Source organism: Ochrobactrum sp. AN78, from assembly GCF_029909885.1.
In the GTDB taxonomy this organism is placed as follows: Bacteria; Pseudomonadota; Alphaproteobacteria; order Rhizobiales; family Rhizobiaceae; genus Brucella; species Brucella quorumnocens.
The window spans coordinates 365,479-377,610 of record NZ_JASAMU010000004.1; the positions used below are offsets into that span (position 1 = coordinate 365,479).

The following is a 12,132-nucleotide window of genomic DNA, read 5'->3' on the forward strand; positions in this document are numbered from 1 at the left end:
GCCCGGAGGGTTCATGGTTAGCATTAGCCACCTGGCCGGCAGTTCATCTCGGTAAAGGCAGCGAGCTCGTTTTTATTCTCGCTAAAGCCGAAAGCTTTGATGGTGAGCTTGCCGATCATCATATCGTTACACAGCATTATGGAAGTGGGCTTTTTGCCCGAAATATTCATGTCGCAAATCGCACCGAAGCTTTCGTGGCCAGATTCGCCCTGACTTCCAATGAGCAGATTGCAGTTCAGCTTTGCTGCAATACCAAGCTGATTGAGATCGTTCTCAAAATCAGCGGCACGTTCTGATATCTCTTGCTTATTGGTGATATCACGGACCTTCAAAGTTTCGGCAGCCACTGGCGCTGTCAAAAAAATCAAGCTTGCGGTTATCAAGCTACCCAATTGGAAATACATACTTTCTTCTCCTAAGCCATAACCAGATCTGCACTCTTAAAACAGATTATCAATACAATCACATTGCCTATGTCTAGACCTTATTTGGTTCAAAACAATTCAATGGCCGGTGTTCGTATCGGCGTGTTCGTATCAGCCCCTATTCGCTTGGCCATCACCAGTTTGTGAAAGTTAACTCTTCGTTAAGTTTCAACACAGCGACGGAGCCAACATTCCCCTCAAATCCTGTTTCCAACTGCTATCAGGACATAGGAGCAAGTATCAATTTATTGCAATTGCCTTTGTTGAATATGCAGAGCGCTGACCATGAGCGCCTTTACCGAAAACGCGTCTTCAGCAGCTTTTTCCGTGAGAATGCGAAGATAGCCACTCACAGAGCGAATATCGTTATAGCGCTGGAGCAGATAGGCAATTGTGATAGCGGTATTCTGCCTTCCAAGCATTTTCAGAGCCATTTCATAGAGTTTGGTATCGATGCCGATAAAGCTTCGCACCTTCTCTGCTGTGGCCATCAGATGTTCCCATTGGCTTATCGGAACTGATGCGTAAGTGCTGATCTCTGGACAGGCTCGCAGAACCATATCGAGAGAAATACCGGCATTAATCGCGCAATTGGTTATCGTTGTGATCGTAACTGTGTCTGACTTTGTGACGTTCCTATCAAAATGGGAATCTGGTTTTGATTCATTAAGCTGCCGCTCATTTTGGGATTCATTGTCGCTCAGATTTTGAACTTTTTGATTATTATTCAAAGCTTTATCAACAGAACCACGAATTTCATGCAGTTTTGTGACGAGTGTTGTCAGCTCTAGCATCTCTGCACGACGTGGAATGCTGTCGACAACTGCACGAAACTCGACCTTGAGTTCATCCCATGGACCAACAAGCGATGATTCGATTGCATAATCGAGCAGCTTTGATATGTCGCGACGCAGCAAAGTCAGCTGTTCCCGGATTTCACGCAGAGCGAGTTTCTCGGATTTGACCTGCTCGGCAGCAGCCTCAAACTCATCTGCACGCGCCAAAAGTGGTGCAAGCGAGAAACCAAAGGCAACCTTTAACTCACCGGATTTGCTGCGACGAGCATAGCGTTTGCCATTCGGGCTATCCTGACGAGCGATGATACCGGCCTCGACCAGCGCTGCCAGATGACGACGCAATGTTGCATCGGCCATGCCATGCGCGCGCAAGGCCAGCTGCTTGTTGGACGGAAACACCACCAGAGCCCCGGTTTCGACCAGCATATTCTCAGGATAAAATGACAGCAAAGCAGACAGAACCGCCAAAGAACGATCACTGATGCCGATGATATTTTTGCCTTCGCACAGCCAACGATGAAGCTGCCACTTATCAGCAGCAGCTCCCTGAGGGATTTCCCGAGCTTTTTGATGCACTGCCAACAAGGCGTGCGTCATCCGCTGACTGCCAAAAGGCGTCAGTCCAAATTGAGACTCCATTTTCTTTCACCTTCCACAAGGCAAAAGAAATCCACCCGCCAAAATGACGCTAATTACACTTGACAGTGATTCGTAGATTTGCGATTCTCTAGCTGCTAAACCAATGAGAAGGGCTTCCACGCGGCGACGTTTGGGGGCCTTTTTCTTTTGCTGCTGTTTCCTCTTCGTCAAGTTATGCAGATGACCACCACCTGCACTCTTCCACTTTTACACGATACGCTGATTAGGTGGGGGATAAGTGCCCTCACCCGATACGCTTACTCACTTCTCGTCGTCACTGAATGACGCATAAAGCGCATCCAGATTACGCGAAATCCATTCAGCAAAACGCGGACCATTGGCTGCACTGAGCGCCAGGGTTGCTGTTTTGCCATTCTGTTTGATGGTGGCACTGACGCTTTTGTCAGCTGCAGTCCAGCTCGAACCGGGGCGTAAAGCTGCCTTCGTAACTGGCTTCTTCTGGTTCGAACCTTTGAGATAACCATAGAGCTGCTCAAAGCGTGTGCCAGACTGTGCTGCCTTGAAGGCATCGGTTGCTATCAATTCACGCGCCGCATCAGCCTTACCAGGCATTTCAAGCAGCTTGCGCAGTTCAAGCCAACGGTCACGACCAATACCTTTCGCTGGTCCGATAGCAACGAGCATATCTTCGGAGATTGCGCGTGGAATGGTCAGCATCTTCGACAGGGTCTGGTAATCGATGGAAAGAGCGGCCTGAATAGCTTCACGGCTATACTGCAGTTCTTCAAGGCGTGTTGCAAACAGCACACGCTCAATGAAGCTGAGATTGGCACGAGCAGAGTTTTCCTGACCCTGGCTCAGAATATGTTCAAGATCAGCGAGAGGCTTGATGACGGCCTTGACCTTGATCCCAAGCTCACGCGCAACCTTTGCCCGACGATGACCGAATACGATCATGAAACGACCGCTGGTCTCGGGGTGAGGGCGCACAAGAATAGGGCTATCCTGTCCACGTTCACGAACAGCTTCCAAAAGCTCAGCATATTCCTGATCATCAGCCTCAGGCAGACGATCAGCAATGAAAGATGCATCGAGAACTTGAGGATCGAGTTCGACGATGGTTTCACCATCAAGCTTCTGGGAAGCCTGCTTGGCTAGTTCATCGATTGACGCAGAGAGAGACTTTGCAGCACCAAAACGACGCGAAACATTTTCGACCGGAGAAACGGACTTTTCTTCCGCTTCTTCGGTCTGCATTACGCTCTGAAAAATGTTCTTTCGTGCCATTCTTTTATCCTCAAACCAGTCATAAGCCTGATTTTATTTCATATTTTCCGAATTAGACTGCCGTCTAACGACCCCAGGCTTCATGAATAAGCCCGCGAATTTCCGAATTAACGCCCTCAAGAGCCTCCATAGCGCGATCATAAGTTCCGCGGTTCATGGAAGAACGCTCAACTTCATAGAGTGTCTGCTTTGTCAGACCTGCATCCGATACCGCAGTCGATTTAAGCATCTGATGCTTGAGCATGTGGGATGCCAGCATGCTTTGCATAAAACCAACCATCTGTGCCTGTGGCACGTCGGTCGGCTCATAGCGGGTGATCAGATAGCGGAACCAATCGAGTTGCACTGCACCGCCAGCCTGACGCACCGTCTTGAGGATATCGCCAAGCATAAGCAGGAACTGCGACATCGACATTAGATCGAGCATCTGCGGATGAACTGTGATGAGAACCGACGTTGCCGCTGAAAGGGCGGTCAGCGTCAGATAACCAAGCTGCGGCGGGCAATCGATAACGACCACATCATATTCCGCATCCACTTCAGCAAGTGCTGACGCAATACGATTCCAGAAGGTTTTGCCTTCGCCGCCGTTCTGCATCGCAAGCGGTGTGTCATATTCATATTCCTGCAGCTCAAGCATCGCAGGGATGATGTCGAGGCCGGGGAAATTGGTCTTGCGAATAACTTCGCGGATGGATTTGCGCTGCTCGTCATAGCGAACAGCTTCATAGAGCGATGGGAACTCATCAAGCTCCGGCTGGATGCCGTGGAGCGCTGAAAGGGACGCCTGCGGATCAAGATCGATTGCAAGCACGCGGTGGCCGGTCAGCGCCAGATGCTGCGCCAGATGCGCGGCGGTGGTCGTCTTGCCGGAGCCACCCTTGAAGTTCACAACACCGATAACCTGCAATTTATCATTGCCACGACGATGCGGAACATAGCGCTTCACTTCGGCACGACCGTTCTGATCAAGCCAATGACGGAGTTCCTGAACCTGCTGGATCGTATAAGCACGGCGTCCGCCGGAAAGGATGATGGGATCAACCCCCTTTCCTTCGAGGTGCAGTTTCTTCAGATTGCTCGGAGATACACCAAGGAAGTAAGCCGCTTCAGCCATAGAAAACTGGCGCAAGTTTTTGCGCGCATCAGGCGGGAAGTTTTCATGACGCAGCAGATTGAGCTTGCGCGAGATCTCTCGCCCTTGCGTCAATATCATGTCGTCAAACGACACTTGCTCTGCTTTATTTGCGATATTCATAGACTTGGGATCCCTAGTGACGGCACTGGAACTAATACCGTCTAAATACCGTCATTATGTCCGATTCTTATTTTGCCGCAAGGGGCGTATATTAACAAACAGTTAGCATCGCGGGCGGGCCGGTCTGGAATCTATGTCCATTGGAATCGAAATAACCCTATCTAACTGAATATAAAGAGAATTAAGGATAATAGACGGCAGTCTATTCAAGGCTGTGGTTTAAAATTATGAGATTCTCTTCGGCTTTCAAGCGAGGTCGGCAATACGGGGAACAAAACTTGTGGGAGAATCGGTCTTCTATCCCGTTAACAGTAAAACAGCCCATTATGCATAGGACGCGCTGGTCGCGGCAGAGTTGGAAAGGTTCTTCTGTTGGCGTAGTCAGGGAGCTCAGAGCATGCCGCGTTCACTCGCACCCATAACGCTCGCTCCAGCTTCTTTGAGTTGTTGTATGTCCGCAAACGCTAAATGAATCCATTTAGGCGCGACATGCCTTAGCGGACAATTATCGTGTAGGCATCGTTCCTCAATGAGTAGCTTATTGCAAAGGAGTAAGTAGAAGTCTCTTGTTTAGATGCCCTTCAATAAGTGCTCTGCAATTTCCCGCACTCAGCATTCGTATCGAACAGACGGCTAAACTGAATATGCTGGCGGTGGCGCAAAATAGGATTGATGAGAAGCCGGTTGGAGCGCAACGCTATAGGATTGAAGTAGATCGATCCTCCAATGTTATATTCGAATGCGCAGCTTAGTTTCAAAACGGTCTCTTATTGTACATGGTGCACAGATTGGCCGCGTCACGAGGCGATATCCCCGGCAAATGGCATTATTATTGCGGCAGGATGTTTTGAGCAATTTCCTGAAAAGCGTTCAAAGGCGGGGCAGTTATTAAGTGACGGTAGAGAGACAGCATTAGAACGAGCGAGGGCGGTGCGTGAAGTTATTCATGTTAGGCGTAGACATTCTTAACCAAATCGTCCTATATTACCCTTCAATGAAGACTGGCCATTTCCGAGACTTCTTCACGCGTATTCTGAGAAAAATAAGCCTCCCACCCATTTGTCGGAGTGGCTAAACAAAAATCTCATTTAGATTGATTAAAGCGCGATAGATTGTTTTTTTTCAAAAAGATAGCTCTATGACATATTGATCCGATGCGCACGCGTAACGGGGTAAGCGGGGCAGATTTGGGCTCTGAGTTACATTTGCTGCTGTTGCAGATGGTGCTTTGGCCAATTCATTGGAGGATCGGCTATGCAACGACGATTTCAACAGGCAAGCCTCGCTCCGTCTGACTTTGCAGTCGATGAGGTAACGGTTGTCGCAGAACGCGTTCAAGTTCGGATCTATCACGCCCGCTCTCGGGGACATGCCCGACATGCGGGCGACAGAGCCGCCGAGTTTAAAGCCGATATCTACGCCGGCCTGCTGACTTACCCTTTAGTGGTCAGCGAGTGGAGCTGTTAATCGTGGCGCGGCGCTTTTGGTGCGATGTCGTTCTGTGTTGTCGCATCTTCTTCGAACAGTTCGATAATGGTGTGTTGTCACGTTACGGTCGGTGCACCCAACGGCTGGAGTCCATCGTGCACCACCTTGGTTTGGTGCTCGGCGGCAGACCGGCAGCGGCCTTTGCGGATTGTCTGAGGGTGCCAGTGAGCAACGATACACCGTTGCGAGTAATTCGCCGCCGTATCGCCGATCAGAGCGATGAGCTCAGCGTTATAGGCATTGATGATTTTGCCGTCAGGTCGGGCCAAACCTACAGGACGATCGTCTGCGATCTGGAAGTGAACATACCTGAACTGGTGATCGCTTGAACGTCTATTGGCGACTTCCAATCCATGATCCGCTCGAAAACGGCAGGAAGGCTCGGCGAATGGCTCCAAGCTCAAAGGACAGCTTAGTGGAATCGTTTGCAGGCGGCGTCGCAAGAGACATCGCCGCGGTCAGAACCGCCATCATCTCACCTTGGTCAAACGGAAAAACCGAGGGTTAGATCACGCGACTGAAGCTCACCAAACGTCAGATGTATAGGAGAGTAAAACTCGATCTGCTCCAGGCGCGTTTGATCGGCGTTTCGTAGGGGCTGTACATCAGCAAAAGTGCGTCAGAGCCACGTTTCGCCGAATGGACATTCTCAGTTCAAGAATGTTCACCATCTGGCAAGTCAGTGGTTAGAGGCTGAAAAGCGAGCTTCACAAGTGGGGAAAATTAGCAACGGAATCTCGTCCTACGGGTCGGATCCGTGCAACTTTGCCTGTTGGGCAGCTGCTCGCAAATGCGCTAACGAAGCTTTCACCTGGCCGCCGCCGAACAGATGCCTCTCGAATACACCTAAGAAGCTCGCAAAATGAATGATTCTTATAATGAGACATTCGTTCCAACGTGCAAACGGAGTGATTGCTTCCTGGGTTGTCCAAGCTGATGATGGCGACCTTAATTGGGGCCGTTTGTCGGAATTTTGATGTTTGACGTGGCAAAGACAGCGAAACCAAAACTTTACACGGCCCTCAAGCACCTGACGGAAAGAGAAATGATGCGGAAGTTTTCGATTATCCTCACTGCCATTGTCATGACGTATACGATCCCGGCTGAGGCTGATCGACTTGTTTGTTCTCAATTAGAGCATCTGCGCTACATGAAAATGGTCGGACAAGTTGGTGAAATGGGGATCGAACTTAACCCTGTGGGGCAGGATCGTGCGACTTTCGAGAGATTGATAGCCGCATATGAAAGCCTCGACCCAAAGGGTCCGAAGACCTCTCTTTTCGTCGCGTATGTTCCCACCGGTCAGATTTATAGTAAGGTATGTGCGCAGGAGCGCTGCACGATGGAAGAAATGGCAGCACCAGAGCAATCCTGTCTGATCGATCATATGAACCAATGCAGCTATGTTGCACTTCGCTTCCGGGGTGAAGAGTTCTGCCTGCTCCGTTCGCCGCAAAATTAGTTGTTTGATCCTGCCATCTGATGGATTTCTCACCGACATGATCGCCGAACTCCGTGCGGTATGCGGCTAACTTGTCTCGGAAATCCTGAACTTTGCATCGGGACGCGCTAACTTTGAATTCTCACGGGAACTTCTGTCGCGATAGTCGGACGTGAAAGTCCGACTTGCACGGCAGATTTTTGCGGCACTACATGCCGCTTCTGCCCTCCCTGCCTGCAAGCCGACTGACCGTTTCCCACCTCAATCCGGCGGTTTTAGTTAGTAATAGCTAAACTGGCTGGTTGCCTTTCGATCAGACACTCTCCTTTCCGATGACAGGAAACTTGCAGAGAATGGCATCGCATGAACGGATAAGTCCGGGCAGGTAGGACTGGTCTCCCTCCACGATGAAACGATGATATTGATTGATGTGATCAGCAGTAATTTCAATCACCGCTTCAACATGACCCAACTTCTGCATTGTCAGAACGACATTGATTTCCGGTTCCAAGCCCTTGAGTGTGGCTTCGCCTGCCAAAGAGGTCGCCATTACATCTAGTTGATCGCGGAATTTCCTGATGTCCGTAGTCATCAGGATTGGCCCTGCACATTCGACATGTGCGCCCTTAGCCTCCATGCGCGCGCGAACCATCAGCCAATTCCCATCCCAGAAGTCCAACACATTCGGGAACTGGCGTCTATCTATCCAAAGCGAAAAGCCGCTAAAGTGCAAATTGGGTTCATCTGTCATAGCCGCGACAATGCCATGGCGTCCGTCCGTTTTCTACTCGCCAACGAAAAGACCTCCGCTCCTCTTGCCATACTTTCCCTGTACCTGAAAATCCTCAAGAAGGCTTTCTTCGATTATTGCTTCGAGAGCATAGGTAATGGCCTGCGTTTTGGCCGCACCCTGATGAATGCCATCTCCGCGTTGGTGGGTGTTTCAGAAACTCAACGGCTTTTCTTTTGTCAACAAGGGGAGGGGGCACTGTTGTGAGCCCCCTTCCGGTCTGGTCTTCCTAATCGTGTTTCTATCGATTGGGCTGTCCCTGCTCCGTTTTGACGGCCTGTTCATGCATGGCCAGTCGCGCAGCCTCGATTGCCGCAGTAAAGGATTTGGCCCTAAAGCATCGGATTTTCAGTACCCCGGTAGCAAATTTGACGATTATGGCGTCTGTAATCAGTCTGCGTTGAATTGAAATCCCGACGATGTCATTCAAATGTATTTCAACACGCAATTCGTCAGGATGAGCATGCAATGCCCGGTTCATGTCGTTTGGGCGGAAACTCAGAGTGGCGGCTGTCAGTTCGCACTTGCCCCCTACCCACAATCCACCTTGCCTACGACGACGCTCATCAATCTGACCAGAGATTGTATCCGGCAAAAGATCGGTTTCCGACAAGCTTGCATTATCAAGGAAAGCGTTGACGAGACGGCTATCGATAACGTTTGGCGTGGCATCCTCCCGATAAAAGTCTGTTGCAACAGGTATCCAGATACTAGCGCATGGGAGAAGCTTTAGACAAATGCACCAGATTGCCTGACTTCAAAGCAGCCTTGAAAAACTGTGCCGACTGGCATTGTCGTATAGTCTAGATCGTTAACTCGTCATCTGACTCTGGCAGATTATTCGACATTCAAGTTCAACGATCACTCTGAAATCCGTAACAACAGTGTGGGCGGAGGAGGGAAGGCTTAGACAAACGGCGGCCCCATTGAGAAGCAGCCGTTAATTCATTCCGTCGTTATCAGGGCAGTAGGTCATCCGCCGCTCATAACGCTCTTTATTGCGATTGGAATCCTGTTTGGTAATCTCAATGCCATGCCGATGCGCTCACTGGGTCAGGTTGCAGGGGTAAGTGCATCCCTAATCGCTTCAGGAACGAGCCTCGTTGCCACGCTTTTCGCCATAAGCTTGGGTGCTGCCTAGGATGGCTCAGGGATGGTTCTGGCCGCTGCCATCTTTCTAGCGGGGGGTGCCGCAATCGTGCTCGGCGAATTGTCGTTTCGCGTCGGCGACACTCCAGTTGTACCCATTGTAATTAGCGGTGAGAATAGGCACAGCAGATGGCCCGATTACCATTGCATCTCACAGGTCTAAGGACATCGGCTGGTGTACAGAAATTCATGCGGCTTTATCATACCACATCACCTGAAATTATCTGCCTTATTAGTCTTCTTGTTTTCATTACAGGAGCGCTCGAAACGACCAAAAATGGGTATTTGTGACGTAACTAGTCAGTAGTTTCGTAAGCGATTTTACCGTTTTCGGCATGTGCATGCCTCATAGCCTCCGGCAAATAGTCGGCCAGGTTTCATACCGATGTGAGCAGGAACGTCGAGCAAAGTTTTAACACGCAGCGCCTTGGCCATGGCAATTGAAGCCTCTGCACAAATGGCGGCATCTTCGGCAGCATTATGATGTTTGAAGCTCAATCCCAAATAACTGGCCAGTACATTTAATTTATGTGACGAAAGATCGGGCCAGACCTTTTGCGCCATTTTGACCGAGCAAAGATATTGAAGCGCGGGATAGCTTTGTCGGTATTGATCTAGACACGCACGCCAGACACTGAAATCAAATGAAGCGTTATGCGCAATCATTGTTGCGCCGCAGAAATCATCGGCAAACTCATCCATAACTTCAGGAAATTCAGCCGTATCTTCGACATGTTCCGGTCTAATGCCATGAATAGCGATGTTAAAAGAGGAAAAGCGCATCTCTTTGGGGCGGATCAATCGATCGACGACACGCATGACGCGGCCGTTTTCGATCCATGCCAAGCCCACTGAGCAGGCGCTTCCCCGCTGTTCATTTGCGGTTTCAAAATCAACGGCAATAATTTTCAAGTTGCGCTCCAGCTATTGTTTAAGCTGTTTAAGTCTAAGCTCGACAATTGGCAAACGTGGACGGCCAGCAGAAACTGAGGCGCATCCCCAAATTCCAGCGAAAGGAAAACGGGATTGCTGAACTGCGTCGACTACCGATCAACTCATACGATCAGCCTTGCCGCTTTTCCTGATTTGCGTTCAGCATAATTGTAGTAGTGCGCTGCGTGATTGACGGATTTATGCTGCAACTGCTGCATAAACTCGGACAGGGAATGCCGTTGCGGGCGGCTTATATGAGATTGCCAAAGCGCCGGCCTCCAAACTTTGAGATTATGCTGCTTCTTGCAGAATAGTGCGGATAGGCAGTTGTGCTGTACCAAGATATCCTGCAACCATCCTGGTGATATGCTCCACAATATCGGCTTCATCGGAAAGTGAGTGGCCGCAGTCATTGAGAACGATGGCATGGGTCAATGTCTCTATTGGAAAGCGTAGCCAGCGTCTTGTCGACCATTGTTCCGAACTCCCCCGAGACGTAGGTGAATCAAGTATGGTGAGCACCGTTTCGACAAAACTTGTGGCTGCGCTAAAGCCCGGCTAGCATAGGCTCAACTCCTTCCCCGTTCTGCCCCCTAATCCATGATGGAAGCCACCGTGAACGAACCGACCGCCATTGAAATTTCAGTCGAAACCGCATCTCATAAGGGCGAATTTTTCCTCGTCGATGCCGGCTTCTTGAGCAACGGCAGGGTCCCCGGCATAGAAATCGCCAACGAAGAAAAGCTGGTCCATCCGGGGATGAATGTCGTGTCGCGTCCTAACGGAATGCCAGATCAGTATCCGGAGCGTCCCCACCTGGTTCATGTACCGGAGAAGGGCGGAATGCCGCGCGATCTGGAAGAACTCTCTGGCATATGGATTGTGTCGGAACCTTTGAAGCAACTGTTTGAGCAGATGGACGCCGAGGCGTTTGCATTTGTGGCATGCGACTTCAGCCTTGCTGACGGGAGCCTCGGTCCTCAGTACTACCTAGGCAATGTGCTGCGCAGACTCGATGCCCTGGATGAAGCCTCCTCTCGCGTAAGGATCAAGCTCGACCACAATTATCAGACCGGCGAGGACGAGAAACTTTATAGCCTCGTCGGCGGAGCCAGCTTGGTGTTCAAACCGGATGTTGTGGGAGATGCCCATATCTTCCGCCAGGATCGCATGGGAGCACCTCCCATCTGCGACCGCGCCATGTTTGATGCATTGAGTGCGGCCAATTTCTCCGGCGTACGGCTGCGCGATGTAGCCGATATTTAAGAAGGCCCCTTTAAACGGATTCTTGAATGAGGTTTGTGCGCATGGTCGATGCACTGGTTTTTCAGGGGCACCATCTGAGAACGCGGCATCCATGCACTCAGATGGCAAATCCAAGGACTGAGCGTCTGCCTGGATCGGTCTCACCTGGCTGAGCAAGGCCCGAACTATTCGTTCAAAAACCAATGACGATGGCTCTAGGCTCCAAACCCAATTAAACATTTGATCAAATTACTTCTTCATGATTCACTCTCCTGATAACGGGAGTTTTGGAGCATGGCAGGAGAATTCTGGCTTGATGATCGACAATGGGCAGTGATCGCTCCTTTGCTTCCAACGAACCAACCCGGCGCGCATCGAACTGACGACCGCCGGGTGATTAGCGGCATCATCCATGTGCTGCGCACTGGCTGTCGGTGGCAGGATTGCCCCGCTGTCTACGGTCCCTCGACAACCATCTACAATCGTTTCCATCGTTGGTCTGCCAAAGGCATATGGCGGCAACTATTCGAAGTACTGGTGCAGACGACCAATCGCGACATTCACATGATCGACAGCACCACCGCAAAGGCGCACCGATCTGCTGCTGGCGGAAAAGGGGGGCGGAAGCTCAAGCCATCGGTCGATCGCGAGGCGGCAGATCGACAAAAATACATGCTGTTGTCGATGGTTGTGGCCGCCCAGTCGCACTGAGAATAACC

General features: G+C 50.5%; 13 protein-coding genes and 2 pseudogenes. 6 read left to right on the forward strand and 9 right to left on the reverse strand.

Annotated features, from left to right (window positions below):
- Nucleotides 1–23: 23 nt before the first annotated feature.
- From QBD00_RS10955 to repA, 4 genes are all read right to left on the reverse strand, one after another.
- The gene (locus QBD00_RS10955; RefSeq protein WP_318579480.1) at nt 24–404 is read right to left on the reverse strand and encodes a hypothetical protein; all 381 of its coding nucleotides are present in this window, start codon (nt 402–404) and stop codon (nt 24–26) included.
- A 266-nt stretch (nt 405–670) separates the two neighbouring features.
- A complete protein-coding gene (repC, locus tag QBD00_RS10960; RefSeq protein ID WP_318579481.1) occupies nt 671–1,861 on the reverse strand; it encodes a plasmid replication protein RepC in 1,191 nt (396 codons plus the stop codon).
- 261 nt (nt 1,862–2,122) lie between these two features.
- A complete protein-coding gene (repB, locus tag QBD00_RS10965; RefSeq protein WP_318579482.1) occupies nt 2,123–3,109 on the reverse strand; it encodes a plasmid partitioning protein RepB in 987 nt (328 codons plus the stop codon).
- 64 nt (nt 3,110–3,173) lie between these two features.
- The gene (gene repA / locus QBD00_RS10970) at nt 3,174–4,367 is read right to left on the reverse strand and encodes a plasmid partitioning protein RepA (protein ID WP_024896991.1); all 1,194 of its coding nucleotides are present in this window, start codon (nt 4,365–4,367) and stop codon (nt 3,174–3,176) included.
- Between the two features lie 1,254 nt (nt 4,368–5,621).
- Between repA and QBD00_RS10975 the strand changes: the two genes are divergently transcribed.
- The 3 genes from QBD00_RS10975 (at nt 5,622) to QBD00_RS10990 (ending at nt 7,317) form a co-directional block, all read left to right on the forward strand.
- Nucleotides 5,622–5,834, forward strand: coding sequence for a hypothetical protein (locus QBD00_RS10975; RefSeq protein ID WP_318579483.1), 213 nt, complete (start codon nt 5,622–5,624; stop codon nt 5,832–5,834).
- A 116-nt stretch (nt 5,835–5,950) separates the two neighbouring features.
- Nucleotides 5,951–6,184 (forward strand): hypothetical protein, encoded by a 234-nt coding sequence (locus QBD00_RS10980; RefSeq protein ID WP_318579484.1) that lies wholly within the window; start codon nt 5,951–5,953, stop codon nt 6,182–6,184.
- A gap of 716 nt (nt 6,185–6,900) precedes the next feature.
- The gene (locus tag QBD00_RS10990) at nt 6,901–7,317 is read left to right on the forward strand and encodes a hypothetical protein (protein ID WP_318579485.1); all 417 of its coding nucleotides are present in this window, start codon (nt 6,901–6,903) and stop codon (nt 7,315–7,317) included.
- Between the two features lie 292 nt (nt 7,318–7,609).
- On the opposite strand, the gene QBD00_RS10995 is transcribed toward QBD00_RS10990, so the two are convergent.
- Nucleotides 7,610–8,047, reverse strand: coding sequence for a hypothetical protein (locus tag QBD00_RS10995; RefSeq protein WP_318579486.1), 438 nt, complete (start codon nt 8,045–8,047; stop codon nt 7,610–7,612).
- Between the two features lie 15 nt (nt 8,048–8,062).
- On the opposite strand from QBD00_RS10995, the gene QBD00_RS11000 reads away from it, so the two are divergent.
- Nucleotides 8,063–8,293: a hypothetical protein gene (locus tag QBD00_RS11000; protein ID WP_318579487.1), complete on the forward strand. Its 231-nt coding sequence runs from the start codon at nt 8,063–8,065 to the stop codon at nt 8,291–8,293.
- Nucleotides 8,294–8,327: 34 nt separating this feature from the next.
- On the opposite strand, the gene QBD00_RS11005 is transcribed toward QBD00_RS11000, so the two are convergent.
- The 4 genes and pseudogenes from QBD00_RS11005 to QBD00_RS11020 all read right to left on the reverse strand — a co-directional run bounded on the left by QBD00_RS11005 (nt 8,328) and on the right by QBD00_RS11020 (nt 10,603).
- Entirely contained in the window at nt 8,328–8,681 is a 354-nt protein-coding gene (locus QBD00_RS11005; protein WP_318579488.1) for a hypothetical protein, read from the reverse strand.
- Nucleotides 8,682–9,556: 875 nt separating this feature from the next.
- On the reverse strand, nt 9,557–10,147 hold the full coding sequence (locus tag QBD00_RS11010; protein WP_318579489.1) for a 3'-5' exonuclease: 591 nt from the start codon (nt 10,145–10,147) through the stop codon (nt 9,557–9,559).
- A gap of 143 nt (nt 10,148–10,290) precedes the next feature.
- A pseudogene (locus tag QBD00_RS11015) lies at nt 10,291–10,418 on the reverse strand (integrase); the annotation flags it as partial.
- A 41-nt stretch (nt 10,419–10,459) separates the two neighbouring features.
- A complete protein-coding gene (locus tag QBD00_RS11020) occupies nt 10,460–10,603 on the reverse strand; it encodes a hypothetical protein (RefSeq protein WP_318579490.1) in 144 nt (47 codons plus the stop codon).
- 180 nt (nt 10,604–10,783) lie between these two features.
- Between QBD00_RS11020 and QBD00_RS11025 the strand changes: the two genes are divergently transcribed.
- Entirely contained in the window at nt 10,784–11,434 is a 651-nt protein-coding gene (locus tag QBD00_RS11025; RefSeq protein WP_318579491.1) for an imm11 family protein, read from the forward strand.
- Nucleotides 11,435–11,707: 273 nt separating this feature from the next.
- A pseudogene (locus QBD00_RS11030) lies at nt 11,708–12,132 on the forward strand (IS5 family transposase); the annotation flags it as partial.